The sequence below is a fragment of the Kineococcus sp. NBC_00420 genome, assembly GCF_036021035.1.
Lineage (GTDB): Bacteria > Actinomycetota > Actinomycetes > Actinomycetales > Kineococcaceae > Kineococcus.
Genome location: NZ_CP107930.1, coordinates 501192 through 526376, shown reverse-complemented (window position 1 = coordinate 526376; position 25185 = coordinate 501192). Strand labels below are relative to the sequence as shown.

Annotated in this window: 29 protein-coding genes; 8 read left to right on the top strand and 21 right to left on the bottom strand. The window is 71.8% G+C overall.

Translation table 11 applies throughout. From position 1 onward, the window contains the following. Nucleotides 1-18: 18 nt before the first annotated feature. Both OG218_RS02605 and OG218_RS02600 read right to left on the bottom strand, forming a co-directional pair. Nucleotides 19-1017: a tyrosine-type recombinase/integrase gene (locus tag OG218_RS02605; RefSeq protein ID WP_328291642.1), complete on the bottom strand. Its 999-nt coding sequence runs from the start codon at nucleotides 1015-1017 to the stop codon at nucleotides 19-21. A gap of 133 nt (nucleotides 1018-1150) precedes the next feature. Next, on the bottom strand, nucleotides 1151-1648 hold the full coding sequence (locus OG218_RS02600; RefSeq protein WP_328291641.1) for a QcrA and Rieske domain-containing protein: 498 nt from the start codon (nucleotides 1646-1648) through the stop codon (nucleotides 1151-1153). A 121-nt stretch (nucleotides 1649-1769) separates the two neighbouring features. Between OG218_RS02600 and OG218_RS02595 the strand changes: the two genes are divergently transcribed. Further along, nucleotides 1770-2444 carry a hypothetical protein gene (locus OG218_RS02595; RefSeq protein WP_328291640.1) on the top strand — a complete coding sequence of 225 codons (675 nt, stop codon included), beginning with the start codon at nucleotides 1770-1772 and terminating at the stop codon, nucleotides 2442-2444. 57 nt (nucleotides 2445-2501) lie between these two features. After that, complete coding sequence (locus OG218_RS02590; RefSeq protein WP_328291639.1) at nucleotides 2502-3818, top strand: hypothetical protein; 1317 nt, start codon at nucleotides 2502-2504, stop codon at nucleotides 3816-3818. 20 nt (nucleotides 3819-3838) lie between these two features. Here the strand turns inward: OG218_RS02590 and OG218_RS02585 are convergent, their stop codons facing one another. The 7 genes from OG218_RS02585 to OG218_RS02550 form a co-directional block, all read right to left on the bottom strand. Next, a complete protein-coding gene (locus OG218_RS02585; protein WP_328291638.1) occupies nucleotides 3839-4495 on the bottom strand; it encodes an urease accessory protein UreD in 657 nt (218 codons plus the stop codon). Continuing rightward, nucleotides 4492-5211, bottom strand: coding sequence for an urease accessory protein UreG (gene ureG / locus OG218_RS02580; protein ID WP_328291637.1), 720 nt, complete (start codon nucleotides 5209-5211; stop codon nucleotides 4492-4494). The genes OG218_RS02585 and ureG overlap by 4 nt, the downstream gene beginning before the upstream one ends. Then, entirely contained in the window at nucleotides 5204-5866 is a 663-nt protein-coding gene (locus tag OG218_RS02575) for an urease accessory protein UreF (protein WP_328291636.1), read from the bottom strand. Before OG218_RS02575 ends, ureG begins: the two co-directional genes overlap by 8 nt. Continuing rightward, nucleotides 5866-7563, bottom strand: coding sequence for an urease subunit alpha (locus tag OG218_RS02570; protein WP_328291635.1), 1698 nt, complete (start codon nucleotides 7561-7563; stop codon nucleotides 5866-5868). The genes OG218_RS02575 and OG218_RS02570 overlap by 1 nt, the downstream gene beginning before the upstream one ends. After that, nucleotides 7556-8185, bottom strand: a complete 630-nt coding sequence (locus tag OG218_RS26530) for an urease subunit gamma (protein ID WP_380161860.1) — start codon at nucleotides 8183-8185, stop codon at nucleotides 7556-7558. The genes OG218_RS02570 and OG218_RS26530 overlap by 8 nt, the downstream gene beginning before the upstream one ends. Beyond that, a complete protein-coding gene (locus OG218_RS02555) occupies nucleotides 8182-9837 on the bottom strand; it encodes a purine-cytosine permease family protein (protein WP_328291634.1) in 1656 nt (551 codons plus the stop codon). The genes OG218_RS26530 and OG218_RS02555 overlap by 4 nt, the downstream gene beginning before the upstream one ends. A 164-nt stretch (nucleotides 9838-10001) precedes the next feature. Then, nucleotides 10002-11111, bottom strand: a complete 1110-nt coding sequence (locus OG218_RS02550; RefSeq protein ID WP_328291633.1) for a substrate-binding domain-containing protein — start codon at nucleotides 11109-11111, stop codon at nucleotides 10002-10004. A gap of 32 nt (nucleotides 11112-11143) precedes the next feature. On the opposite strand from OG218_RS02550, the gene OG218_RS02545 reads away from it, so the two are divergent. Further along, a complete protein-coding gene (locus OG218_RS02545; RefSeq protein WP_328291632.1) occupies nucleotides 11144-11491 on the top strand; it encodes a MarR family winged helix-turn-helix transcriptional regulator in 348 nt (115 codons plus the stop codon). Here the strand turns inward: OG218_RS02545 and OG218_RS02540 are convergent, their stop codons facing one another. From OG218_RS02540 to OG218_RS02530, 3 genes are read right to left on the bottom strand one after another with little or no spacing between them, the layout of a single operon-like run. Beyond that, entirely contained in the window at nucleotides 11492-12271 is a 780-nt protein-coding gene (locus tag OG218_RS02540; protein WP_328291631.1) for an alpha/beta hydrolase family protein, read from the bottom strand. A 6-nt stretch (nucleotides 12272-12277) separates the two neighbouring features. Beyond that, entirely contained in the window at nucleotides 12278-13675 is a 1398-nt protein-coding gene (locus OG218_RS02535; protein ID WP_328291630.1) for an FAD-dependent monooxygenase, read from the bottom strand. 1 nt (nucleotide 13676) lies between these two features. Next, nucleotides 13677-13883, bottom strand: coding sequence for a DUF4229 domain-containing protein (locus OG218_RS02530; RefSeq protein WP_328291629.1), 207 nt, complete (start codon nucleotides 13881-13883; stop codon nucleotides 13677-13679). A 119-nt stretch (nucleotides 13884-14002) separates the two neighbouring features. On the opposite strand from OG218_RS02530, the gene OG218_RS02525 reads away from it, so the two are divergent. Continuing rightward, a complete protein-coding gene (locus tag OG218_RS02525) occupies nucleotides 14003-14371 on the top strand; it encodes a VOC family protein (protein WP_328291628.1) in 369 nt (122 codons plus the stop codon). 11 nt (nucleotides 14372-14382) lie between these two features. Here the strand turns inward: OG218_RS02525 and OG218_RS02520 are convergent, their stop codons facing one another. Continuing rightward, the gene (locus tag OG218_RS02520) at nucleotides 14383-15345 is read right to left on the bottom strand and encodes a helix-turn-helix transcriptional regulator (RefSeq protein WP_328291627.1); all 963 of its coding nucleotides are present in this window, start codon (nucleotides 15343-15345) and stop codon (nucleotides 14383-14385) included. A gap of 61 nt (nucleotides 15346-15406) precedes the next feature. Here OG218_RS02520 and OG218_RS02515 point away from each other — a divergent pair, with 61 nt between their 5' ends. Together OG218_RS02515 and OG218_RS02510 are read left to right on the top strand one after the other, a co-directional pair. Beyond that, nucleotides 15407-15970, top strand: a complete 564-nt coding sequence (locus OG218_RS02515) for a DinB family protein (protein ID WP_328291626.1) — start codon at nucleotides 15407-15409, stop codon at nucleotides 15968-15970. A 1-nt stretch (nucleotide 15971) separates the two neighbouring features. Next, nucleotides 15972-16409 (top strand): VOC family protein, encoded by a 438-nt coding sequence (locus OG218_RS02510; protein ID WP_328291625.1) that lies wholly within the window; start codon nucleotides 15972-15974, stop codon nucleotides 16407-16409. A 24-nt stretch (nucleotides 16410-16433) separates the two neighbouring features. Here the strand turns inward: OG218_RS02510 and OG218_RS02505 are convergent, their stop codons facing one another. The 7 genes from OG218_RS02505 to OG218_RS02475 all read right to left on the bottom strand — a co-directional run bounded on the left by OG218_RS02505 (nucleotide 16434) and on the right by OG218_RS02475 (nucleotide 22884). After that, entirely contained in the window at nucleotides 16434-16820 is a 387-nt protein-coding gene (locus OG218_RS02505) for a hypothetical protein (protein ID WP_328291624.1), read from the bottom strand. Between the two features lie 177 nt (nucleotides 16821-16997). Continuing rightward, a complete protein-coding gene (locus OG218_RS02500) occupies nucleotides 16998-17975 on the bottom strand; it encodes a 3-hydroxyacyl-CoA dehydrogenase family protein (protein ID WP_328291623.1) in 978 nt (325 codons plus the stop codon). 57 nt (nucleotides 17976-18032) lie between these two features. Further along, nucleotides 18033-18830: a triose-phosphate isomerase family protein gene (locus OG218_RS02495; RefSeq protein ID WP_328291622.1), complete on the bottom strand. Its 798-nt coding sequence runs from the start codon at nucleotides 18828-18830 to the stop codon at nucleotides 18033-18035. A 29-nt stretch (nucleotides 18831-18859) separates the two neighbouring features. After that, nucleotides 18860-19360 (bottom strand): ribose-5-phosphate isomerase, encoded by a 501-nt coding sequence (locus OG218_RS02490; protein ID WP_328291621.1) that lies wholly within the window; start codon nucleotides 19358-19360, stop codon nucleotides 18860-18862. Between the two features lie 13 nt (nucleotides 19361-19373). Next, nucleotides 19374-21083: a dihydroxyacetone kinase family protein gene (locus OG218_RS02485; protein WP_328291620.1), complete on the bottom strand. Its 1710-nt coding sequence runs from the start codon at nucleotides 21081-21083 to the stop codon at nucleotides 19374-19376. A 22-nt stretch (nucleotides 21084-21105) separates the two neighbouring features. Beyond that, complete coding sequence (locus tag OG218_RS02480; protein ID WP_328291619.1) at nucleotides 21106-22122, bottom strand: sugar phosphate isomerase/epimerase family protein; 1017 nt, start codon at nucleotides 22120-22122, stop codon at nucleotides 21106-21108. Between the two features lie 78 nt (nucleotides 22123-22200). Next, nucleotides 22201-22884 (bottom strand): GntR family transcriptional regulator, encoded by a 684-nt coding sequence (locus tag OG218_RS02475; protein ID WP_328291618.1) that lies wholly within the window; start codon nucleotides 22882-22884, stop codon nucleotides 22201-22203. 59 nt (nucleotides 22885-22943) lie between these two features. Between OG218_RS02475 and OG218_RS02470 the strand changes: the two genes are divergently transcribed. Both OG218_RS02470 and OG218_RS02465 read left to right on the top strand, forming a co-directional pair. Further along, nucleotides 22944-24284 carry a M20/M25/M40 family metallo-hydrolase gene (locus OG218_RS02470; protein WP_328291617.1) on the top strand — a complete coding sequence of 447 codons (1341 nt, stop codon included), beginning with the start codon at nucleotides 22944-22946 and terminating at the stop codon, nucleotides 24282-24284. A gap of 68 nt (nucleotides 24285-24352) precedes the next feature. Beyond that, nucleotides 24353-24595, top strand: coding sequence for a hypothetical protein (locus OG218_RS02465; protein WP_328291616.1), 243 nt, complete (start codon nucleotides 24353-24355; stop codon nucleotides 24593-24595). A 29-nt stretch (nucleotides 24596-24624) separates the two neighbouring features. On the opposite strand, the gene OG218_RS02460 is transcribed toward OG218_RS02465, so the two are convergent. Beyond that, the gene (locus tag OG218_RS02460) at nucleotides 24625-25170 is read right to left on the bottom strand and encodes a GNAT family N-acetyltransferase (protein ID WP_328291615.1); all 546 of its coding nucleotides are present in this window, start codon (nucleotides 25168-25170) and stop codon (nucleotides 24625-24627) included. Nucleotides 25171-25185: the final 15 nt, after the last annotated feature.

Genomic DNA, 25185 nt, shown 5'->3' with positions numbered 1-25185 from the left:
CGGCGGTGGTCCCCGTCGTCACAACCCCACGTGGGCGGCGGGGTTCCGCGGGAACGGGCGGTCTTCCCGGACGCACGCGGCGAGAGCCGCCGCCGACCGGTGACCGGTCTGGCGGGCGATCGACACCGACGGGACACCGGCGCGCGACGCGGCCGTGACGAACCCGGCCCGTAGGCTGTGACCCGAGAAGAGCGTCGGGTCCAGCCCGACGTCGAGGGTCCGGCGCTTCACCACTTCCGCGACGCCGCGGTCGCCGAGGCGTTCGGGCCGCAGGGAGCGACCGCCCTTGGTCATCCGGCGGAACGCGGCCCCCTCGGTGAGCCGCGCGACGGTGATCCAGGCCTTCCAGGAGCGGACGGGGCAGGTCTCGAGCCGGTGACCGCGGGGGAGCTCCACGGTCCGTTCGGCCCGGGACCCCGCCTCGCGGATCGTGACGAGCAGGCGTCCGGGTTCGACGACGACGTCGGACACGTCGAGCGCGCTGAGTTCGGAACGTCGTAGCGCCCCGGCGAACCCCATGACCAGCAGAGCCCGGTCGCGGTGGTCCATCACCGTGTCCTGCAGCGGGGCGACGAGGACCGCGAGCTCACGGATCTCGACGGCGTCGACCTTCCGGGGCTTGCGCTGCGGTTCGTGCACCCGGCGCAACCCGCGCCAGACCAGTGAGACGTGCTCGCCGTCGGTGGGGGAGGGGACCCCGATGATCCCGTGCGCGACGGCGATCGCGGCGAGGCGACGGCGCAGCGTCGAGATGGACAGCGTCTCGACGTGGTCGGCGAGGTAGGCGGCGACCGTCTCCGGCTCGGCCGGCAACGGCTGCCGTTCGGTGCGGGTGCACCACTCGGCGAAGTGCGCGAGGTCCACGGCGTAGGCGTTCCAGGTCCCGGGCGCGCGCACCGCCCGACGGACCGGGTCCAGCAGGGCGAACCAGAGGCCCAGGGTCTCGGCGTCGAACGCGCCGGGGACAGGCAACGGCGGCAGGCCCGCGGCAGCGAGTTCTGGCATCTCGTCGGTCATACCTCCACAATAGCGTTGAAAGTTCAGTTATTGGAGCCAATGCGTGATATTGCTCAAGATGTCGGCTGCGCCGCCCAACAGCAGCCCCGACAGCGGGGGGCTGCTGCTGAGCAGGACGGACAGCCCTGGGAGGTCAGGTCGCCGCGACGACCGAATCGCCGTCGACGGTGACCTTGAACGGGGTCAGGGGATCTGTCGCGGGCCCGTTCAGGACGGCGCCGGTGAGAGCGTCGAACTTCGACCCGTGGCAGGGGCAGTCGAGCTCCTTCTTCATCACGGCCACCGCACAGCCCTGGTGGGTGCAGAGCCCGCTGAAGGCGACGATCTCGCCCGCGGTCGGCTGGGCGACGACGACCGGTGCGCCGCCGGCCGCCGTGACCAGGAGGGCCGAGCCCACGGGTACCGCGGACACCGTGGTCAGCGCCCCGTCCCCGCTGGAGGTGGCACTGGCGGAGGAGCTGGTGGACGAGCTGCTGCTGTCGGTGGTCGCAGGGGTGGTGCCGGCGTCGTCGTCGCTGCCGCAGGCCGCCAGCAGGGACCCGACACCGAGCGCGCCACCGCCCACGGCGAGCGCCTTGCGCCGGGACAGGACCCCGGGAGTCACGGGCTGGGGCAGTCGGGCGTCGTCCACGAGGATCCTCCGTCGGTCCGGCGGGCCCGATCGGTCCGCTCGGAAGGGACACGGTGTCACGCCCCGTTCGGTTCACCCCGGGGCAGGGGCAGGTGGGAACGTCGGCGGTAGCGTCGTGCGGGTGGTCGACCACCTGCGCGAACGGCTGCGGCACGTCCGGTGGATCGGCGGCGGGTCCGGCGGGGCGAAGTCCACCGTGGCCCGCGCGCTGGCGGCGCGCTTCGGCGTCGAGGTGTTCTCCACCGACGACGCGATGACCCGGCACGCCCGCCGACTGACCCCGGCGTCCGCTCCGTTGCTGCACGCCTTCACCGCGATGTCGATGGACGAGCGGTGGGTGGCGCGGACCCCGGCCGAGATGCTGCAGACCTTCCACTGGTTCGCCGGTGAGGGTTTCGACCTCGTCGTCGAGGACCTCCTGGGCCTCCCGCCGGCCCCGGCCGTGGTCGTCGAAGGGTTCCGGCTGCTGCCCCGGCTCGTGGCCCCGCTGCTGTCCCGCCCGGACCACGCGGTGTGGCTGCTGCCGACCCGAGACTTCCGGGTGCGGGCCTTCGCCGCGCGGGGTTCCACGACGGACATCGCCGCCCGGACCAGTGACCCGGGGCGGGCCCTGGCCAACCTCCTCGAGCGGGACGCCCGGTTCACCGACCGGTTGGCGGGCGAGACCGGGGAGGCGGGGTGGGTCGTCGACGGATCGACGTCCCTCGACGACCTCGTGACCCGTGTCGTGAGCCGATTCGGGTTCGGCGCGGCGCCTGCACCGAGAACGACGCCCGGACCCGGGTGGTCGTCGTAGCCTGGGGCCGGAGCCCGACGACGGGCTGTGGCGTCGCGGAGTGGAGGCACCTTGCCGGTGGGCGGCCATGGACTCGAACCCGACGAACTCGCCCGAACCCTCGAGCACGCGTTCGGTGAGCTGAGCGGTCCACCCGCGGCCGTCACCTTGTTGCACCGCACCGGGAACTGGTTGTCCGCCCTGGACGCGGCCGGGTTCATCGAGATCGGCCCACCGCACCCCGACGACCCCGACGCCCGCCCGCGCGCCACGATCGCGTGGACGGAGGCACTGGCCGCCGCGGAGCACGGCGGTGCCCTCGCCTCGCGCAGCCTCGACCTGCACCTCGACGACGACCCCTACGCAGTCGAGCCCGATCCCGACCAGCCCCGTCGCGACGTCCCCGTGCTCCGGCTGGCCGCCGGACTCGCGGGGGCCGTCGCGGTCGACCTGCGCAGCGACCTGTCCGGGCTGGACCGGCCGACGACGGCCGTGCTGCTGGCCGCGATCAGCGCGGCCACGCAGGCGCACGTCCAGCAGTTCCGAGCGGTGCGCGAGGACGGCCGCCCGTCCTCGCGGGGGTCGATGCGCTGGGTGGGCCCGCTCTACGACTGGAGCGACGCCGAGGCCGAGGTGCAGCGCTGGACCGGTTCGAACGACCCGTCCGGTCCGTGGCGACAGGGACGGCTGTCCCTGTACCCGGCGGCCGACGCGGAAGCGGATCTCCTGCGCGCCGCCCTCACGAACCCCTACCCGGTCGCGGAACTCCCGCTCGGCGACCACCTGCGCCGGGTGCTCGAAGCCCTGCGGCCGCAGAGCGTCGGTCGGCGCTCCCGACGACGAGCGCGCCTCGCAGACGACGTCGACGACTCCGTGCTGCGCTACACCCGTGGCGAGGTCGAGGACTGGCTCGGGTTCCCCCTGCCGTCGCTGACGCCCCTGGAGGCGTCGGGGTTCGAGCTGATCTGCAGGACCGCCAAGCACTTCTGGAACGGCGACGCCGACCCGTTGCCCGCGAGGGGGAGCCTGCTGCCCAACGGCGAACCGCTGGAGGTGAGCATCCAGTTGCTCTGGGTGCCTCGGGGCCCCGACGCCGCGCGCGTTGCACCTGACGAGGAACGGGTGACGGGACTAGTGCGCTGGTCGCCGTTCGTCCGCCTGGCGGAGGACCCCAGCCAGCGAACGACGTCCTTCACCGAGCCGGCCGGCGGCTACACGCGCGTCACCGTCAACAGCACCCGCATCGGGGTCCAGCACGGGTACCCGGGCCACACCCGGATCGGCTGGAGCCGGGACGTCCTCGGCGAGCAGTACAACCTGGCGCTGCACCTGCCGTGGGAGCCCGTCCGGGCTCTGGAACTCGTCCTGGCCTCGCGGAACGCTCCGACCTCCTGACCTCGGGGTCGGTCAGACGCTCAGGGGGAAGGGACCGGGGAGCGGTGCTGGTCCGTGCCGAGCCAGCGCAGCAGGGTTCCGGGTCCCTGCAGTTGCAGGGCGTCGGGGTGCTCGAACCGCTCGCCGAACCGGCTGAGGGTGTCGAGGCACCGCGCGGTGCCGAGGACGGCGGGCGAGCGTCGGACGGCGTCGACGGTGAGGTCGAGGTCCTCCACGAGCAGGGGTTTCCCGGCGAGGTCGACGCGGGTGGTGGAGCGCAGTGACCCGCCGCGTTCGCCGGTGCGGCCCAGCACGAACGTCTCCCGCAGTTCGGCGACGGCCCCGGGACCCAGTGACACGTCGAGGGAGCGGGTGACCTCGGCCCCGTCGGCGACGACGAACGGTTCTCCGGCCCAGGAGATCCTCGCGCCGGGTGCGACGTCCACGGTGGTGGTCCACGTCGAGGCCGGTCCACCCCGGCCGTCGTGGGCGACGGTGCCCGCCACCTCGACGAGTTCCAGCGTGCAGCCCTCGGCGACGCTCACGTCGATGCGCACGTCGTCGCCGGCGAGCAGCAGCGCTCGGGCCCCGACGAGGGCCACGCGCGCGGACGCGACGCCGCGGGTGAGGAGCTTCGGTGCGAACGCCCCGGTGACGAGGTCGAGGGAACCGTTGCGGTGCAGATGGATTCTGGTCACGCGTGGGTGTGGGCGGTGATCGCGCCGTCGTCCCCCCGGTGGAAGTGCGGGGCCATCGGGCCCGGGTCGACGGGGGAGTGCGTTCCGGAGCGGAACCGCGCGACGACGGCGTGCAGCCAGTCCGTGAGTTCGGTGACGGACGCCGCGTCGGTGCGGGACAGGGCGATGACGGGGCGGCCGTCGCGGGCGTGGGTGGCGTCCGCCTGCATCCGTGCGACGTCGACCCCGACGTGGGGTGCGAGGTCGGTCTTGTTCACCACCAGCAGGTCCGCGCGGGCGATCCCCGGGCCACCCTTGCGGGCGACGTCACCGCCGCCGGCGACGTCGAGGACGAAGATCTGCGCGTCGACGAGGGCGGGGGAGAAGGTGGCGGTGAGGTTGTCGCCACCGGACTCGACGAGGACGACGTCGAGGGGGTCGAAGTCGTGCTCGAGGTCCTCCACGGCCAGCAGGTTGGCCGTGACGTCGTCGCGGATGGCGGTGTGCGGGCAGGCCCCGGTCTCGACCGCGCGGATGCGTTCGGGTTCCAGCACGCCGGCGGACCGCAGGAACCGGGCGTCCTCGTCGGTGTAGATGTCGTTGGTGATGACGCCGAGGCGGTAGGTGTCGCGCAGTTCCCGGCAGAGCAGGGCGATGAGGGAACTCTTGCCGGTCCCGACGGGGCCGGCGACGCCGAGGCGGAAGGAGCGGGTCGCGTGGTGGTGGTGCTCAGGCATGGAACAACCTCTGTTTCGTCCGGTCGTGCAGGAGGGAGAACCGTTCGAGCGTCGGGGCCGATCCGGCGGGTATCGCGGAGGCTTCGGTGAGCCCCGCACACCGCTCGACGAGCTCCTCGACGAGGGGGTGCGCGGCGAGCGCCCACCCGGTGGTCTCGAGGGGGTCGCACGGGTCGAGCTTCAGGGCGGCGGCGGTGACGGTGGCGATGTCCTCGTGCCCGCAGAGGCGGACGAGTCGTGCTGCATCCAGTCCGGCGACGGCGGCCAGGGCGCCGAGGACGAGGGGGCGGGGTGGGGTCCGACCGAGGTGCGCCCAGACCGGATCGGGCCAGGTGCGTCCGGCGAGGCGCAGGTAGCCGCGCCCGAGGGTGCGTGACACCGTCCGCAGCGGGCCGCTGGGCGTCCTGGCTGCCCAGGCGTCCTCCACGGGCTCCAGGTCGAGCCCGGCGAGGACGTGGTGGCGGGCGACGACGGCGGTCCCGGCCTCGACGGCGACGACGGTCGTGAGCCGTCCGCGGAGGAACTCCGGGACGTCCGCCGCCGTGACCCCGCCGTGGGTCACGGCGGGTTCCAGGCCGGCGGACTGGGTGTGCCCGCCGACGGGCAGGCGTGCGTCGGCGAGCAGGGTGAGCAGGAGGTCCGGGGAAACCGTCATCAGAACAGCTGGTACCGCTGGGCGAGCGGGAGTTCGGTGGCCGGGGAGGGTTCCACGAGGTCGCCGTCGATGGTGATGGCGAAGGTCTCCGGGTCGACCTCGATGCGGGGCAGGGCGTCGTTGTGGATCATCTGCGCCTTCCCGACGCCACGGGTGTCGTGGACGGGTTCGAGCCTGCGCCGCAGCCCGAGTCGGCCTTCGAGGCCGTCGGCCAGGGCGGCCGGGGACACGAAGCTGACCGAGACGTCCGCGCCGTTGGCGTGCATCAGCGCGGGGCGCAGCAGGACGGGTTGGGGGGTGGGGATGGAGGCGTTCGGATCCCCCAGGGCCCCGAGCACCAGTGCTCCGCCCTTGAGCACCACCGAGGGCCGGACGCCGAAGAACGCGGGGTCCCACAGGACGAGGTCGGCCAGCTTCCCGACCTCGACGGATCCCACGAGGTGGTCGATGCCGTGGGCGATGGCGGGGTTGATCGTGTACTTGGCGACGTAGCGGCGCGCCCGTTCGTTGTCGGCCCGCGAGTCCAGGCCTCCGAACCGGAGCTTCATGACGTGCGCGACCTGCCAGGTGCGGGTGATGACCTCGCCGATGCGGCCCATCGCCTGCGCGTCGGAACTGGTGATGGAGAGGGCGCCGAGGTCGTGCAGGACATCCTCGGCCGCGATCGTCGTGGCCCGGATCCGGGACTCGGCGAAGGCGAGGTCCTCGGGGACGGCCGGGTTGAGGTGGTGGCAGACCAACAGCATGTCGAGGTGCTCGGGAACCGTGTTGACGGTGTGCGGCAGCGTCGGGTTGGTGGAACCCGGGATGACGTGGGGGAGCCCGGCGATGGTGATGATGTCCGGGGCGTGGCCGCCGCCGGCCCCCTCGGTGTGGAAGGCGTGGATGGAGCGGCCGGCGATGGCGCCGACGGTGGAGTCGACGTAGCCGGCCTCGTTGAGGGAGTCGGAGTGCAGTGCGACCTGGAGGCCGAACTCGTCGGCGGCGCGCAGGGCGGCGTCGATGGCGGCCGGGGTGGATCCCCAGTCCTCGTGGACCTTGTAGCCGGCCGCGCCACCGAGGGCCTGTTCGGCGAGACCCTCGGCACTCACGGTGTTGCCCTTGCCCAGCAGGAGCACGTTGACGGGGAGGGCGTCCAGCGCCCGGTGGGTGTGCGCGAGGTGCCAGGACCCGGGGGTGGCGGTCGTCGCCTTCGTCCCCTCGCTGGGGCCGGTGCCGCCCCCGGCGATGGTGGTCATCCCCGCGGCCAGGGCCTCGTGGACCTGGGAGGGGGAGATGAGGTGCACGTGGGTGTCGATGCCACCGGCGGTGAGGATGCGTCCCTCGCCGGAGATGACGTCGGTGGAGGGACCGATGCGGAGGTCGGGGTGGACCCCGTCGGCGATGTCGGGGTTCCCGGCGCGGCCGATCGCGGAGATCCGGCCGTCGCGGACGCCGACGTCGGCGCGGTAGATCCCGCTGTGGTCGAGGACGACGGCGTTGGTGATGACGGTGTCGGGGGAGCCGGCGGCCCGGGTCGTGGTGCCCTGGGCCATGGACTCGCGGATCGACTTGCCGCCGCCGAAGACGGCTTCCTCGCCGCCGGCGGTGAGGTCCTGCTCGATCTCGATCCAGAGGTCGGTGTCACCGAGGCGGACCTGGTCGCCGGTGGTGGGGCCGTACAGCGCGGCGTAGGCGCTGCGGTCGATCTCAACCACGCGAGGACTCCTTGATCTGCAGGCCGGGGACGAGGCGGTTCCCGCGCAGGGCGACGGCCTGGACCAGTCGGGAGACGCCGGGTTCGAAGCGGAGCGAGGTGCCGGAGGGGACGTCGAGCCGGAAACCCGCGGCGGCGGCGCGGTCGAAGCGGAGCGCCGGGTTGGCGTCGGGGAGGTGCAGGTGCGAACCGATCTGGACGGGGCGGTCTCCGGTGTTCTCGACGAGGAGTTCGAGGCGTTCCCCGGGTGTCCGGTCCCCGTTGAGGACGATCGTGCCCGGTCGGACCCGGACCGCGCCGGGGCCTTCGGTGGGGGCACCGCCCTGGACGGGGTGGTGCAGGGTGACGAGTTTGCGTCCGTCCGGGAACGTCGCCTCGACCTGCACGTCGTGGAGCATCTCGGGGACCCCGGTCATGACCTGGTCGGCACGCAGGACGTGACGACCGGACTCCATGAGGTCGGCGACGAGGGCGCCTTCGCGGGCCCGTTCCAGCACCCACGTGGAGAGCAGGGCGACGGCCTCGGGGTGGTTGAGGAGGACTCCCCGCTCGAGGCGGTCGCGGGCGACCATGCCCGCGACCGCCAGGAGGAGCTTCTCGGTGTCGGCCGGGCTGAGGTTCACGGGTGGACCGTACGCCCGGCGGCGGGCAGGACGTGGTCGGACACCTTGTCGGTGCTGAGGCAGAGCGAACAGACGACGTCGTCGTGGGTGAGGCAGGCGGTGACGTCGGGACGTTCGTAGTCCTGGCGGCAGACGTGGCAGGTGAGGACGGCGCCGGAGGGGTTGCCGTCCTCGTCGTACATCGGCAGCGCGATGCCGTCGTCGCTGCGGCGCAGGTAGTACTTCCCCTTCGTGGCCAGTGCCAGGACCGGTGGGCAGAGCACCGCGAGGACGATGGCGACGACGGGGGAGTAAGGCTGCAGACCGGCACCGAACCCGCCGAAGAACACGACGATGGACAACCCCGCCGAGAGCAGGACCGAGACGAACCCGACGGGGTTCACCGGGTAGAGCATCCCGCGGCGGAACTCCGCGACGGTCGGGGAGATCTTGAGGATGCCCTTGTTCACGACGATGTCGGTGGCGACGGTCACGACCCAGGCCATGGCGCAGTTGGCGTAGAAGCCGAGGATGGTGTTGAGGAAGTCGAACATGTTCGACTCCATCAGCGTCAGCGCGATGACGAGGTTGACGACGACGAAGACGATCCGGCCGGGGTAGCGCTTGGTGACCCGGGTGAAGGAGTTCGTCCAGGCCAGCGAACCCGAGTAGGCGTTCGTCACGTTGATCTTGATCTGGCTGATGACGACGAGGATGACGGCGAGGGTCATGGCCAGCCAGCCCGGCATCATCTCCTCGTAGACGCCGAGGAACTGGTGCACGGGTTCGTTCGCGGTGGCCGCGGCCTGGGGGTCGAGGGAGGCGATGAGGTAGACGGCGAGGAACAGTCCGACGGCTTGCTTGAGCGCGCCGAAGACGACCCAGCCGGGGCCGGCGAGGACGACCGCGGTCCACCACTTCCGCCGGTTCTGCGCGGTGCGCGGCGGCATGAACCGTAGGTAGTCGATCTGTTCGGCGATCTGGGCCATCAGCGAGAGGCAGACCCCGGCCGCGAGCAGGACGGAGGCGGTGCTGATCGAGGCGCCCGAACCGTCCTCGCCGTCGTAGGCGAAGAAGGTGTCCACCGAGTCGGGGTGGCTGGCGACGAGGTAGACGAAGGGGATGACCATGAGGACGAGCCAGAACGGCGTGGTCCAGACCTGCATCTTCGACAGGGCCTTCATGCCGAAGACGACCAGCGGGATCACCAGGATCGTCGAGATCGCGTACCCGATCCACCGCGGGATCCCGAGGCCGAGTTCGAGGCCCTGGGCCATGATCGATCCCTCGAGGGCGAAGAAGATGAACGTGAACGTCGCGAAGATGACGTTGGTGAGGACGGAACCGTAGTAGCCGAACCCGGAGCCGCGGGTGATGAGGTCGAGGTCGATGTTGTACCGCGCCGCGTAGTAGGCCAGCGGGAAACCGCTGACGAAGATGACGACGGCGGCGACGAGGATGCCGAGGAGGGCGTTGGTGGTCCCGTGCGCGATGCCGATGTTCGCGCCGATGGAGAAGTCGGCGAGGTAGGCGATGCCGCCGAGGGCGGAGGTCGCGACCACGGCGGGGGTCCAGCGGCGGTAGCTGCGGGGGGCGAACCGCAGCGTGTAGTCCTCGAGGGTCTCCGAGGTGGCGGCGCTGACGTGGTGCGCGCTCGTGGTGTCTTGGGTCATCCCGGACCTCCGGCGACGTCGGATCGCTTCCAACTGGAAGCGTTCTGACGCTAGGGCGTCACCCGTTCGGCGGTCAACGAACCGGTGTTCTCAATCATGTTGCAGCGCAGAGAATTACGAAAGTTGACCTGCTGGAAAAACTGCCGAAACACGCCGGAAACACCTCAGAGCGGCGGGGAGGACGGACCGGAGACCTCGGCCAGCACCTCGAACTCCAGTCCCACTGCGGCGGCGACGTGCACGCGGTGCCCTGCGCGGCCCCGGCGCATCTCTACCGTCCCGTGCGGGGTCTCCCAGGCCCACTGCGACCGGGCGCGGTCCAGGTCGTCCGCACCGGGTGGCGTGCGGTGCCCCACGTCGGCCAGTAGTTTCAGGGCGAGGTAGGTGCTCTCGGCCATCGTCCCGGGCGACGGCGCCGCCAGCCCCGGGGAGGTGCCCGCGACGCGGTCGAAGGTGCGGGCGAAACCTGCGCTGAAGTCCAGGGCGGCCGCAGTGGCGAGACCGGCGAACCAGCCGGCGGACGCGAACAGCCCCCGGGTCGTCCCGGGCCCGCTGGCCAGCAGCATCGTCTCGTCCATGAAGGGGCTGAACCGGACCAGGTCCCCGTCCAGGCCCGCGGCGTGGAACTCGCGGTTGAACCGGGCGCCGTCCGCGCCCACGAGCAGCATGACCACCCCGTCGACCCGGGATGCGCTGCGCTGCAGCGCGTCCAGCAGTCCGGACCAGACCTCGTCGTCGTCGCAACCGAGCGGCAGCCAGTGCTGAACCCCCAGGTGGATCCCGGACCCGGCCAGCGTCCGCGCCACCCGTGCGGCCGTGGCCCGCGGCCAGACGTAGTCGTCGCCGACGACGAGCCAGCGCCGCCAGCCGAACTCCTCGCGCAGGAACCCGAGCGCCGCGACCACCTGCTCCCCCGGGAGCTCTCCCGTGCACAGCACCCCGTCGCGGGCCTCGCCGCCCTCGTAGGCGGTGGCGTAGACGTAGGGGACCCGGCCGGCGAGCGCCGGGGCGACGGTTTCGCGGACGCTGGAGAGGTGCCAGCCGGCGACGGCGTCGATGTGGCCGCGGGTGACGGCGAGGTCGAGGGTGTCGGCGACCTGGTCGGGGTCGAGGCCGGCGTCGACGTCGAGGAGTTCCAGGGGGCGGCCGCCGATGCCGCCGTGGGCGTTGACCTCCTCGGCGGCGAGGTGGGCGGCGACGCGGCAGGACAGTCCGAACATGCCGGCGGGTCCGCGGCGGGGGACGGCCAGCGCGACGCGGTAGCTGTCTGGCATGCTGGCCACGATCCCACGAGCGAGGAGGTCGGGTGGTGGTTGCGGTCCCGACGAGTCCGGCGGTCGAGTTGCTCGACCGGTTGCGGGCGGCGGCGCTGTTGCAGAACCTCCTGGCCGAGGCGTTGCGCGGTAGTGATCTGACGGTGGACCGGTGGCGGTGCCTGGCGCTGGTGGCGCAGCGGCCGGGGGCGTCGATGAGCGACCTGGTGGAGGTTCTCGTGATGGCGCCGGCGACGGCGAGCCGGGCGGTCGACGCGTTGGTGGACCTGGGGTTGCTGTACCGGGGTCTGGATCCTGCGGACCGGCGGCGGGTGGTCCTGCGGGTCTCCGGCGAGGGGGAGCGGGTCCTGGACGGTCTGGACCTGCCCGTCCCTTCCTGATCAGACGCTCGTGGGCGGGGAGACGTCCTTGAGGTACTGGTCGGCCCAAGCGCTGATGATGTGCGCGGCGCGGCGGGCCTGGCCGCGGGCGATGAGCAGGTGGTCGGAGCCTTCGAGGGAGATGAAGCTCCGGGGGTGCTTGGCGGCCTTGAAGATCTCACTGGCGTTGTCGATGCTGACGGTGTCGTCGGTGGGGGAGTGCATCACGAGCAGCGGGACCGAGAGCCGGTGGATCTGCTGCTTGAGGTCTGCGGTGCGGACGTCCTCGATGAAGGCGCGTTTGAGGGTGAGGGCGCGGCCTCCGACCATCCACTCGGCGTGACCTTCGGACATGACGCGTTCGACGAGGGCGTCGTAGTTGTGCTCGACGTGGCGGGGTTCGGAGGGCGAGGCGATGCTGACGACGGCCTGCAGGTCGGGGATGCGGTGCGCGGCGGCGATGACGGCGGCACCGCCGAAGGAGTGTCCGACGAGGAGGGCGGCGGGGGTTCCGCGTTCGGCCATGAACCCGGCGGCGAGGACGGTGTCGGACACCTTGTGGGTGAAGGACCCGTCGCCCCAGTCGCCTTCGGAGTCGCCGAGGCCGAGGTTGTCGAAGCGGAGCATGCCGATGCCCTCGGCGGCGAGGCCCTTGCAGATGCGGGAGGCGGCGGGGGAGTCCTTGCCGAGGGTGAACCCGTGGGCGAAGATCCCCCACCCGCGGACCTGTCCCTCGGGCAGGTCGAGCAGGCCGGCGAGCTTCTGGCCGGTGGTGCTGAGGAAGGAGACCTGTTCTGCCACGACGGGTCAGCCTAGCGGGCCGAACCAGCGGGGGAGGTGTTCGTGCAGGTCGTGGGGGTCCTCGCCGACCCAGGCGACGTGGCCGTCGGGGCGGACGAGGGCGGCGGGGACGCTGAGGTGGGTGTCGACGTGGACCTCCACGGAGGGCGTCCGGGGGTCGGGCGGGAACGTGCCGCGGTGGGTGAGGAGCCACTGGCCGGTGGGCTGGTGGACGTCGCGGAGCCGGCGGCCGACGAGGTCGTGGTGGCCGCCGAGGTCGTAGCGGATCGCGAGGCCGGTGATGCGTTCGACCAGGGCGCGGTTCACGGTCTCGAGGTCCATGAGCCCGGCGAGGAGACGTTTCGTGGCGCGGGGGCCGGGATCGTCGCGGCCGAGTTCGGAGAGGGCGGTGACGAGGTCGAGGACGTCGGCGCCGACGGGGTGCCGTTCCGCGTGGTACGTGTCCAGCAGTCCTGCGGGAGCGCGGCCGGCGACCTCGGCGGCGAGTTTCCAGCCGAGGTTGAAGGCGTCCTGCAGGCCGAGGTTGAGGCCTTGTCCGCCGGTGGGCGGGTGGACGTGGGCGGCGTCGCCGGCGAGGAGGACCCGTCCGGTGCGGTACTGCTCGGCCTGGCGGGTGGCGTCGTTGAAGCGGGAGAGCCAGCGCGGGTCGTGGGCGCCGAAGTCGGTACCGGCGTGGTGGCGGAGCCGGCTGCGGAGTTCGTCGAGGGTGGGGTCCTCGTGGCCCGGGGTGACGCCGGCGGCGGGGACGACGACGCGGTGGAACCCGTCGCCGAGCGGGCCCGCGCCGAAACCCCGGAGCCGCTCGCGCACGGCGGTGACGACGGCGGTCACCTCGTCCTCGGGTGCGCTGAGGCGGACCTCGGCGATGAGCGTCTCGTGCCGCGCGGGTTCACCGGTGAAGGCGGTCCCGAGGAGTTTCCGGACGGTGCTGCGCCCGCCGTCGCAGCCGACGAGGTAGCGGGTGCGGAGCCGCTTCCCGTCGGTGAGTTCGACGGTGACCCCGTCGTCGTCCTGGGTGAGGCCGCTCAGTCCGGTGCCCCGGCGGAGGGTGACGCCCAGTTCGAGGGCGCGTTCGGTGAGCAGGCGTTCCGTCGTGGTCTGCGGGACCCCGAGGATGGCGTTGTGGCTGGTGGCGAGCGCCGGCCAGGGACGGTCGATGCCGGCGACGTAGCCCGCGGGGGTGAACGTCCTCCCGTGCGGGGTGAAGCGGTCGAGGAGGTCGCGGCTGTCGAGGATCTCGACGCTGCGCACGTGCAGCCCGAGGCCGCGGACGCGGTCGGAGGGGGCGGGGTCGCGTTCCAGGACGAGGACGTGGATGCCGTGCAGTCGGAGTTCGCAGGCCAGGAACGTCCCGGTCGGGCCGGCGCCGACGACCACGACGTCAGGGGTCGCGTCGCGGGTCACGTCAGCGGGTGCGGCGTTGCGCCCGTGCGGTGATCCGGTCGGCGATCCGGCGGCGCTGGTCGCGCAGGAACACCGCGGACAGGACGACGGAGAGGACCACGGCGACGGCGATGGAGAGCGGTGGCCGGACTCCGAGGAGGGTCAGGACGGCCAGGGGGAGGACGAGGAACCCGACCCGGAGGATCGCGAAGGTCACGTAGGGGTTCACGGCCGCCACGCTACCGGTCCTGCGTCGGGGTGTGGGTCTTGACCTGTGTCAGCTCTCTGACATACGTTCTGCATGTCAGGCACCTGACACAGACGGACACAGACGGAAGGGACACCCTCGTGCCGGTCACCGGACCCGACTTCATCTCGCTGCAGGCGAGCGACCTCGCCGCCTCCCAGGAGTTCTACGAGCACTACCTCGGTCTCCTCCGCTCCCCGGCCGGTCCCCCGCACGCCGTGGTCTTCGAGACCGCGCCCATCGCCTTCGCCCTGCGCGACGTCGTGCCGGGCACCGACCTCGGCGCCGTCGCGCAGCCGGGCGTCGGAGCGGCGATCTGGTTGCACGCCGACGACGTCCAGGACATCCACGACGCCCTCGTCGCCGGCGGCCACCGCATCGTCTCGGCGCCGATCGACGGGCCCTTCGGGCGCACGTTCACCTTCGCCGACCCCGACGGCTACCAGATCACCCTCCACGACCGCGCCTGAACGGGGGAGTCCTACCCTGCCCCGGCGGTGCCCAGGTCCCGCAGGGTGCGGGCCAGCCGGGTGGCGGCCTCCCGCAGTTCCGGCGGTTCCAGGACCTCGGCGGGGATCCTGAGCCGGGCGATGTGGGCGGCGATCCAGTCGAGGTCGTCGCCGCCGACCTCGAGGACGCAGTGGGGCCCCTCGTCGTGCACGAGGCCGATCGTCGGAGGGACGAGTTCGCGGACCGTCCGGGCCGGGGCGTGCAGGCGGACCCGGACGAGCCAGCGGTAGGGGACCGTGGTGACGGAGCGCTGGACGTGCTCCACCGGGTCCGGGTGCTGCCGCGGGCGGAACCGCCACGTCGTCGCGCGGACGTCGCGCATGCGGTCCAGCCGGAACGTGCGCCAGTCGTCGCGGTCGACGTCGAAGGCCATGAGGTACCACCGCCGACCGGTCGTGACCATCCGCACCGGTTCCACCGTCCGCTCGCTCTCGCCCCCTTCGCGGGCGGGGTAGTGGAAGCGGACCCGGAGCAGGTCGCGGCAGGCGCGGGCGAAGGTGACGAGGACGTCCGCGTCGATCGTCACCCCGTCCGGGACCAGGGTGTCGGTGGCGGCGTGCACGACGCGGACCTGTTCGCGCAGCCGGGGTGGCATGACCTGGTCGAGCTTGGCCAGCGCCCGCAGGGCCGCCTCGGCCGCCCCGCTGACGGTTCCGCCGCTGGCCAGGCGCAACGAGACGGCGGTGGCGATCGCCTCCTCGTCGTCGAGGAGCAACGGCGGCATCCGCGCGCCGGCGCCGAGCCGGTACCCGCCACCCACGCCGGAGGTCGCCCGCACGGGGTAGCCCAGGGAACGCAGCCGCTCGGCGTCGCGACGGATCGAGCGTTCGGTCACCCCGAGCTCCGCGGCCAGCTCGGCCGCCGTCCAGGACCTCCGCCGTTGGAGCAGGCCGAGCATCCGGAGCACGCGCTCGGTGGTCCCTTCCCCGCCCATCCCGCGATCCTGGCACCGATCGCGGACCGATCCTGTCCGCGATCGGCGTCACGGTGGTGCCATGAGCGATCACAGCTGGAACCGACTCCTGCGGGATCAGATGGACCGGCACTGGGAGCACCAGGTGCGGAGGGGACTCGACGGGCTCACCGACGAGGAGTACTTCTGGGAACCGTCCCCAGGCAGCTGGAACGTCCGTCCCCGGGGGAGCAGCACCGCACCCGTGCAGGGTGGGTCGGGGGCGATGACGATCGACTTCGCGTACCCCGAACCGAGTCCCCCGCCCCTGACGACCATCGCCTGGCGGCTCGGACACGTGATCGTCGGCTGCCTGGCCCTCAGGAACGCCGTGCACTTCGGCCGGGCGGCCACCGACTACTTCACCTTCGACTACGCTCCGGACGCCGCGACCGCCCTGCGCCAACTCGACACCGAGTACGCGACCTGGCTCGCCGGGATGGAGTCGTGGGGCGAGGACGCCCTGCTCGAACCCTGCGGACCCGCGGAAGAGGGGTACGCCGACACCCCGAGGGCGGCCCTCGTCCTGCACATCCACCGCGAACTCATCCACCACCTGGCCGAGGTGTCGCTGCTGCGCGACCTGTTCCGCACGAAGGAGGTCTGACGTGGTGCGGGAACTGCAGATCACGATCGACTGCGCCGACCCGGCCCGCCTCGCCGGGTTCTGGGCGGAAGCCCTCGGCTACCGGGTCCAGGGGCCGCCACCGGGTTTCGACACCTGGGCCGCGGCGCTCGACGCCTGGCAAGTGCCCGAGGAGCAGCGCGACGACGCCTCGGCCGTCGTGGACCCGTCCGGATCCGGACCGCGGGTGTTCTTCCAACGGGTCCCCGAGGAGAAGCGGGTCAAGAACCGGCTGCACCTGGACGTCCGTGCCGCCCCCGGACTCACCGGACCGGAACGGATGGCGGCGTTGGAGCGCGAGGCCGACCGCCTCGTCGGCCTCGGCGCGCACCGGGTCGCCCGTCTCGAACCCGCCCCACCCCTCGGAGCCGGGCACCTGGTGCTCGCCGACCCCGAAGGGAACGAGTTCTGTCTCGACTGACCTGCGCCGACGAGAGGCCGGGGTTCAGGTGCCCCTCGGCAGGAGCGACAGGCCGTCCAGGATGATCTCCACGCCGGCACGGAACTGCTCGCGGTCGTCGTGGTTGCGCAACCGATCGGCGACGCGGGTCAGGAAGGGCAGGCCCGCGGCGTCGACCTCCTCGGTGAGGGCCGACGTCGCGTCGCTCAGGAACGTCGACCGGTCGAACCGTCGTCCGGGCTGAGCGCCGGGGAGCCTCGTCGCGGCGTCGGGCTGACTCGCGACACCGACGACGTCGTGCACGAGCAGCGGTGCGGCGTCGAACTGGAAGGGTTCGGGTACCCAGCGCGTCGAGTTCCGTCTCGACAACGCGTCCACGCCACCGGCGTCCAGGACCTCGATCGCCGCGTTCACGATGCGCGCCGTGGACACGGCGTACCGTCGTCGCCCCGCGTCGGCTGAGGAGGGTGGGGCAGGGCACCTGGGCGATGGCCCGGAGGCCGAGGACGAGTGGGGCGTGGACACGGAAGGTCCACGCCCCACTCAGGTCTCGCGGGTGCCGTCGAACCCGCCCCGGCGAACCGAGGCGAGTTCGGAGCGGTCAGGAACTCATTCCGCCAGCGGCGACGGGCCGAGCTCGGCGAGGAGCTCGCCCATCTTCTGGTAGGCCTTGTTGCGGTAGTCGATCAGCGCGGCCAGCTTCTCCGGTTCGAGCTCGAGGAACCCGGAACCGGTCTTCGTGCCGTACTTGCCGGCGTCGACGAGCGCGGTGAGGTTCGCCGGGGCGGAGAGACGCTCGCCGAAGTGGCCCTCGAGGACCTTGAAGCCCTTGGCGTAGACGTCGAGCCCGGCCATGTCGGCGATCGCGAACGGCCCGAAGAACGGCAGCCGGAAACCGAAGGTCGTGGAGACGATCGTGTCGACGTCGGCGGGGGTGGCGACACCCTCCTCGACGACCGACATGGCCTCCTTCAGCAGCACGTACTGCAGGCGGTTCAGGACGAAACCGGGGACGTCCTTCACCTGCGCGCCACGGCGGCCGGCGCGGGTGAGCAGGTCCTCGATGAGCGGCAGGACGGCCGGGTTGGTCGCCTCACCCATCACGAGCTCGACACCCGGGATGAACGGCGCCGGGTTGGAGAAGTGCACGGTGAGGAACATCGACGCGTCCTCGAACGCCTCGGACAGGACCTTCACCGGGATGGTCGAGGTGTTGGTGCCGATGATGGTGCCGGGGGTGACGGCCTTCTCCACGCGGGAGAGGACGTCCTTCTTGACCTGCGGGTCCTCGAAGACGGCTTCCTCGACGAAGTGGACGTCGGCGACGGCCTCCTCGATGGAGTCCGCGGGGTGGAACTTCTCCTTGAGGGTGTCGGTGCTGCCCGCGGGGAACAGCCCCTGGGCCTCGAAGAGTTCCGACTCCTTCAGGAGGCGCTCGTAGTTGCGCTGCGTCGACTCCTTGTCGGCGTCGGCGAGCCACACGTCGTTGCCGGCCAGCGCCAGCGACTGGGCGATGCCGCCGCCCATGTAGCCGGTGCCGATCTGGGCAACCTTGGTGATCTTGTCGGTGCGGGGTGCGAGAGGCACGGGAGGTCTCCTGATGTGGTGGTGGCTGGTTCGACGGTGAACCGGACCTCCCGCGCCTCAGGCGCGGTCGGCCGGTTCGTCGTCCGTGTCGGTGTGGTGTGCGTTGAGCGGGTGGTCCGCGATCTCCTGGATCACGAGCCGGAAGTTGGCGACGTCGTGGGCGAAGCGGCCCAGGAACAGGCCGTCCACGCCCTCGGCGACGTCGGTGAACATGCCAGGGCCGGCGCTGCCGCCGTAGAGGATGCGGCTGACCCCGCGACGGTGCGCGAGGGCGTCGCGCAAGCGGGTGGTGACCCCGACGACGTGCTCCGGCGGGGCCGGTTCGGTCTGCCCGATGGCCCAGTTCGGTTCGTAGCCGATGACGACCTCGGCCTCGGAGGGCACGTCCTCGAGCGCGGCCAGCACCTGGCTGATCGTGGTGCGGGCGGCGTCGGGGACGTCGATGCGCACGTTCTCGCCGATGCAGATCAGCGGGACCAGCCCGTTGCGGGCGGCCGCGGCCGCCTTGCGGGCGGTCACGATGTCGTCCTCGGCGAACATGCGCCGGCGTTCGGCGTGCCCGATCTCGACGAACCGCGCACCGGCCTCGCGCAGCGCCGCCGGCGACACCTCGCCGGTCAGCGCCCCGAAGTCCTCCCACGAGGCGTCCTGAGCGCCCACGGCGATGCCCGTGCCGCGCAGGAGGTCGATGCCGGTGGTGATGTTGAGGAAGTCGGGGATGACGAACGCGTCCACGCCGCTACCCGCCACGTCGCGACCGAGGGTCGCGACGTCGGCGAGGTAGCTGCGCGTGCGGGCCAGGGAGAAGTACATCTTCAGGCTGACCCCGACGAGCGGGCGGGGACGAGTCGTCATGGTGCGCGGGCTCCAGATCTAGGTGGGCATCAGCAGGAACCGACGGTACCTGCCTCGCCCTCCGTCGCGGTCTCGTACCCGGTGATGGCGTCGACCTTCTCCGCCGAGGCGGAGGTCTCGTCGAAGACGTAGCCCAGGAACTCCTTCGCCAGACGGCGCGCCAGCTCCTTGCCGATGACGCGCTCGCCCAGGGTCAGGACCTGGGCGTTGTTGGAGAGCACCAGACGCTCCACGGAGAAGGAGTCGTGCGCGACGGAGGCCCGGATGCCCGGGACCTTGTTCGCCGAGATCGCCACGCCCATGCCCGTCCCGCAGACGAAGATCCCGCGATCCGCCTCACCCGCGGCGATCTTGCGCGCCCCGGCGACGGCGACGTGGGGGTAGGCCGTCTTGTCCGTGTCGCTGTCGACGCCGACGTCGAGGACCTCCTTGACCCGGGGGTCCTTCAGCAGGTCGGCCTTGATGGCGTTCTTGTAGGAGACACCGGCCTCGTCGGCGGCCAGCACCACACGCCACTGCAGATCAGTCATGCGCTTTCCTTCCTCAGAGCTTCTCGGCGACGGTGCGCGTCACCAGCGCGAGCGAGACGGCACCGGCGTCGGGGTGACCGATGGAACGCTCCGCCAACGGCCGCGCCCGCCCGATCTGCGGCCGCAGCTGCTTCGTCGCCTCGGCCGCGTCGGTCGCCGCCTGCGACGCCGTGGTGAAGGCCGTCTTCAGGTCGTCACCGGCAGCGATCCGCTCGGCGAGGGTCTCCGCGAAGGGGACCTGGGAGTCGAGCATCGTCTTGTTGCCGACGCGGGCACCCGCGAGGCGCATCACGGCCTCCACCGACGCGGTGGCGCCTTCGGAGACCTGCTCCGGCGTCGGCGTGCCCTCGTCGCCGAGCTTCTCGGCGAACGCGTGCAGCAGCACGCCCCAGATCACCCCGGAGGTGCCGCCGGCGCGGTCGGCCCACGCCGCACCCGCCGCGGACAACGTCGACGCGGCACCGGCCCCGGCGTCGGCCGCCGTCCGGGCCGCCTGCGCGGCCGCGACGGAGCCGTTGACCATGCCGGTGCCGTGGTCGCCGTCACCGGCGATGGCGTCGATGCGCCCGAGTTCCGCTTCCGCGTCCTTGAGGACCTCACGCACGGCCTCGATGAGCCCGGCGATCTTCTGCCCCGACTCCTGCGCCGCCGCGGGAGTGCCGCTGTAGTCGGCGACCTCGTCCTCGGGGACGACGTACGTCGGGGCCGGGGTCGTCTCGATGCTCGCGCCGACGCTCAGCGCCGGGCACTGCGCCGGGTCCGTCCACAGCTTCTCGAGTTCCTCGTCCAGCCACGTCACCGTGAGCGAGCAACCCGCCATGTCCAGGCTGGTGACGAGTTCCCCGACCTGGGGGGCGACGATCTCGTAGCCCGCGGCGCGCAGCTGCTTCGCGATGGGCACGTAGAGCAGGAACAGCTCCTCGTACTTGGTGGAGCCGAGGCCGTTGACCAGCACAGCGACCTTGCCGGAGTCCGGCGCGTCGTCGGGCTTGCCGGCGAGGACCTTCTCCACGAGCAGGGTCGCGATCTCCTCCGGGGTACCGATGGGCTCCTCGGAGATCCCCGGCTCACCGTGGATGCCGAGCCCGATGGCCATGTTCCCCGGGGTGACGGTGAACAACGGCTCGGTCTCACCGGGGAGGGTGCAGCCGGCGAAGGCGATGCCCATCGAGCGGGTGACGTCGTTGACGTGACGGGAGACCCGCACGACGTCCTCGAAGTCGTAACCGGCCTCCGCGGCGGCACCGGCGATCTTGAAGGCGACGACGTCCCCGGCGATGCCCCGGCGTTCCCCGTTGGCGCCCTGGCCCTCGGAGGCGACGTCGTCGGTCACGACGAGCAGTTCCGCGGGGATGCCCTCGGCGCGCAGGCGTTCCGCGGCGAGGCCGAAGTTGAGGATGTCACCGGCGTAGTTGCCGAAACCCAGCAGGACCCCGCCACCGCGGTTCGCAGCCTTGGCGACGTCGTAGACCCAGCGGGTGGAGGGGGAGGCGAAGACGTTGCCGCACACGGCGGCGTCGGCCAGACCCGGTCCGACGTAGCCGGCGAAGGCCGGGTAGTGCCCGGACCCGCCACCGGCGATGACGGCGACCTTCCCGTCGGGGGTGGCGGTGGAGCGGATCACCCCGTGCGGGACCGGCTGCACGAAGTGGGAGTAGAGGTCCACGAATCCGGCAACGGAATCGTCGACGAACGAGGACGGGTCCCCGAAGATCTTCGTCATGCGAACGGTCTCCTTCGATCGCTCAGTGGTTCACGGCGGAGCTGCTGAACTGCTTCCAGGTCGTCGCCCTGGGCAGGACGCGACGGATGTACTCGCGGTTCGTGGCGCCGACGCTGATGCTGTCGCCGCCGTAGTGTTCCACGCAGAAGGCGCCCCGGAACCCGGCCTCGATGGCCATCGTGATCGCCTTGCGGTAGTTGATCGTGCCGAACTCCAGGGGAGCCGGGTGGGTGCGGACGGAACCGGTGCCTGGTTCCTCGTCGCGGTAGTAGTTCTTGAGGTGCCAGTAGTTCGTGTAGGGGAACGTCTTGGCGGCGATCTCCTCCCACGGCTCCACCTCGCGGTGCAGGCGCAGGATGTTGCCGAAGTCCGGGTTGAGGCCGACGTTGTCGAAACCCACGTCCTGGACGAACTGCACCATGCCGTCGGCGGTGCCGAGGTAGGTGTCCTCGTACATCTCCAGGGCGATCTGGACGCCGACGCTCTGGGCGTGCGCGGCCAGTTCCTTGATCTTCGCGACGGCGACGGCGCGGACGTCGTCGCTGAAGTCGTCGGAGTAGCCGGGCTGCAGCCAGAACCACAGGGCCTTGGCCTGGTCGGGGGTGAAACCGCGCATGAACCCGAAGTTCACGACCGGGATGCCGATCGCGGCGCACGCGTCGATGGCGCGGTGGGAGTAGGCGAGGTTCTCGTCGGCCTTCTCGTGGTCCATCACCGAACGACGCGAGGTCGAGAACGCCGGGATCGTCAGCCCGGCCTGACGCACCGTGGCCGAGAACTCGTCGAGACGCTCGGGGGAGAGGTCCGCGATCCGGATCCAGGTGTCGGTCGGGTCGATGCTCGTGTAGCCCGCGTCGGTCATGACCTCGAGCGTCTGCGCCCACTCCTCGGCGGACTGCTCCTGCACCGTGGTGCCGTCCTTCAGGACGTGCGGGTGCGGCATCATCGGGACGGTGATCGGCCAGTTCTGGCGGGTCAGCACGTCCGGGAAGCCGTCGAACACGCGAGTGCTCGTCGGGGTGTGCGCGTCGTCGCTCACGGTGTCACTCCAAAAGGTCGTCCGTTGAGTCAGATTCTATAGAAAATCACGCCAGAAGGCGAGCGCCTCCCGGCGTGTTCACTCGACCGCCCGGTCCAGGACACCCTGCAGGTGCGCGCGCATGGCCTGCGCGGCGCCCGCCGGATCGCGCTGCTCGAAGGCGCGCACGATCGCCTCGTGCTCCGAGACGCTCTCGTCCGCATCGCTCACCCGTTCCTCGACCTGGTGCAGACGCTGCACGAAACCGCGGAAGGAGTCCAGGGTCCGGACGATGAACGGGTTGCCCGTCCCCTCCGCGACCAGCTCGTGGAAGGACCAGTCGGCCTCCAGGTAGTGCTTGAAGCCGGCGTAGCCCGGACCGGTGGGCGCGGAGCGCTGGTCCTCGACCGCGCTCCACAGCCGGGCGACGAAGGCGTCGTCGGTGCGGACGCAGGCACGCTCGGCGTTGCCGGGTTCCACCAGCAGCCGGACGTCGACGAGCTGGGCGAGCTCCTCCGCCGAGAGGAGCGGCGCGGCCCGGTAGCCGCGGCGGGCGCTGCGGACCACGAGGCCCGAGCCCTCCAGGCGGGCGAGCGCCTCCCGGACCGGGGTGGCGGAGACGCCGAGGCGGACGGCGAGGGTCTGGGTCCGCAGCGCCGAGCCGGGCTCCAGGCCCCGGTTCATCAGGAGTTCGAGGATCGCGTCGTGGACGGTGTCGCTCAGTCCCCGCGGGGCGTCCACCGACCAGTCGCCGTCGTCGGTGGTCGCGCGGGAGCTGTCCATGGCACCGGGACGCTACCCGAGACGCGCTCCCGGGGGCGGCACGCTCTACGGTGGCGCAGGTGAGCGCGGACACGACGAACGGGACGAACGGGACGGGCGCGGCCGAGGCGGAGGTCGTGGACCTGTGTCGCGATCTCCTGCGCATCGACACCTCCAACTACGGCGACGGTTCGGGTCCGGGGGAGCGCGTCGCGGCCGAGCACGTCATGGAACTCCTGCACGAGGTCGGCCTGCAGCCCGAGTACGTCGAGGGGTTCCCCAAGCGCGGCAACGTGGTCGTGCGGGTGCCCGGTGACGAGCGGGGAACCGCCGGGCGCGGCGCGCTGCTGATGCACGGCCACCTCGACGTCGTCCCGGCGCAGGCGGCCGACTGGAAGGTCGACCCGTTCTCCGGTGAGATCGCCGACGGCTGTCTCTGGGGTCGTGGCGCGGTCGACATGAAGGACATGGACGCGATGCTGCTCGCCGTCCTGCGCGACATGGCCCGCCAGGGGACCAAACCCCCGCGCGACATCGTCTTCGCGTTCCTCGCCGACGAGGAGGCCGCGGGCGTGCAGGGTGCGGAGTGGCTGGTGCACGAGCGCCCCGAACTGTTCGAGGGGGTCACCGAGGCCGTCAGCGAGGTCGGGGGTTTCTCCGTCGACCTCGACGGGCAACGCACCTACCTGCTGCAGACGGCCGAGAAGGGACTGGCCTGGTTGCGTCTGGTCGCCCACGGTCGTGCGGGCCACGGGTCGCAGGTCGGCACCGACAACGCCGTGACCCGGTTGTGCGCCGCGGTGACGCGGATCGGTGAGTACTCCTGGCCGTTGGAGTACACCGCCACCGTGCGGCAGTTCCTCGAGGGTGTCTCCGAGATCACCGGGGTGGCGTTCGAGGAGACCGATCCCTCGGCGCTGCTCGCGAAGCTCGGCACGACCGCCCGCTGGGTCGGGGCCACCCTGCAGAACACCGCGAACCCCACCGCGCTGGACGCCGGGTACAAGCACAACGTGATCCCGGGCACGGCGAGCGCCCTCATCGACACCCGGTTCCTGCCGGGACGTCAGGAACAGCTCATGGAGGTCATCCGCGACCTCGCGGGCGAGCGCGTCGACGTCGAGGTCGTCAACCAGAGCGTCGCGCTGGAGACGGAGTTCGCCACCCCGTTGGTGGACCGCATGCAGGCCGCCCTGCTGGCGGAGGACCCGGGGGCGAAGGTGCTGCCGTACTGCCTGTCCGGGGGTACCGACAACAAGTCGTTCTCGCACCTGGGGATCCGCGGCTACGGTTTCGCGCCGCTGCGGTTGCCGGCGGGGATGGACTTCGCGGGCATGTTCCACGGGATCGACGAGCGCGTTCCGGTGGACGCCCTGGGGTTCGGCGTGCGGGTGCTGCAGCGCTTCCTCGCCGACGCCTGAGGTCCGGGTCCGGGTGGGCTCGGGGTGGTGCGGTCGCCGACTCCGCCGCCAGCCGCCACCCTGAGCAGGTGACCGACATCGAGCACTCCCAGCCCCCGGCCCCCGTGGCCGACAGCTTCACCGCCCTGACCGGCAACCTCGACCAGTTGCTCGCCGCGGCCGAGAGCGCCGGCGACGAGGCCACCGCTGGTCTCGCCGGAGGTCTGCACGCCGCGGCCCTGGACGCCCTGCGCTCCATCGCCGCGGCCTGCGGCGTCGACTGGGACGGCGTCCTCGCCGAACGCGACCGCCGTTCCGTCGTCGCGGAGTGACCTCCTCCGGTCCGAGGAGCCCGGGTTCCTCAGACCGGGAACCGGCCCGACGGGTTCGTGATCACGAACAGTTGCGACCGGCCGTCGTGCCAGAGGCCGTCGACGATGCCGAGGTCGCGCATCCCGATCCGGCTGGCCGTCGCACGGCTGCGGAGGTTGTGGGTGTGGGTGAGGGCCCACACCTCGTCGTGACCCGCGTCGAAGGCGTCGTGGACGGCGGTGAGGGCCGCCGCTGCCGCGTAGCCGTGGCCGACGGCGTCGGGGTGGAGGTACCAGCCGACCTCCACCTCACCGTGCTCGGAGTTCGGTGCGGTGAAGAGCAGGACGCTGCCGACGGGTTCGAGGCGGTCGGGGGTGACGATGGCGCGCGTGCCCAGCGGGGGTTGCGCGGTCAGCGCCCACTGCTCGATGCGGTGGCGGGCCTGGGTGACCTCGGCCAGCGGGACGCGCGCCGCCTCCCCGAACCACTGGATGACCTCGTTGCGGCGCAACAGGTCGTAGAGCCGTTCAGCTTCCTCGGGCCGCCACGCCCGCAGGCTGACCGGGGGAAGTCCTGAGATCTCCGCGGTCGTCACGGGCCTCACGGTAGC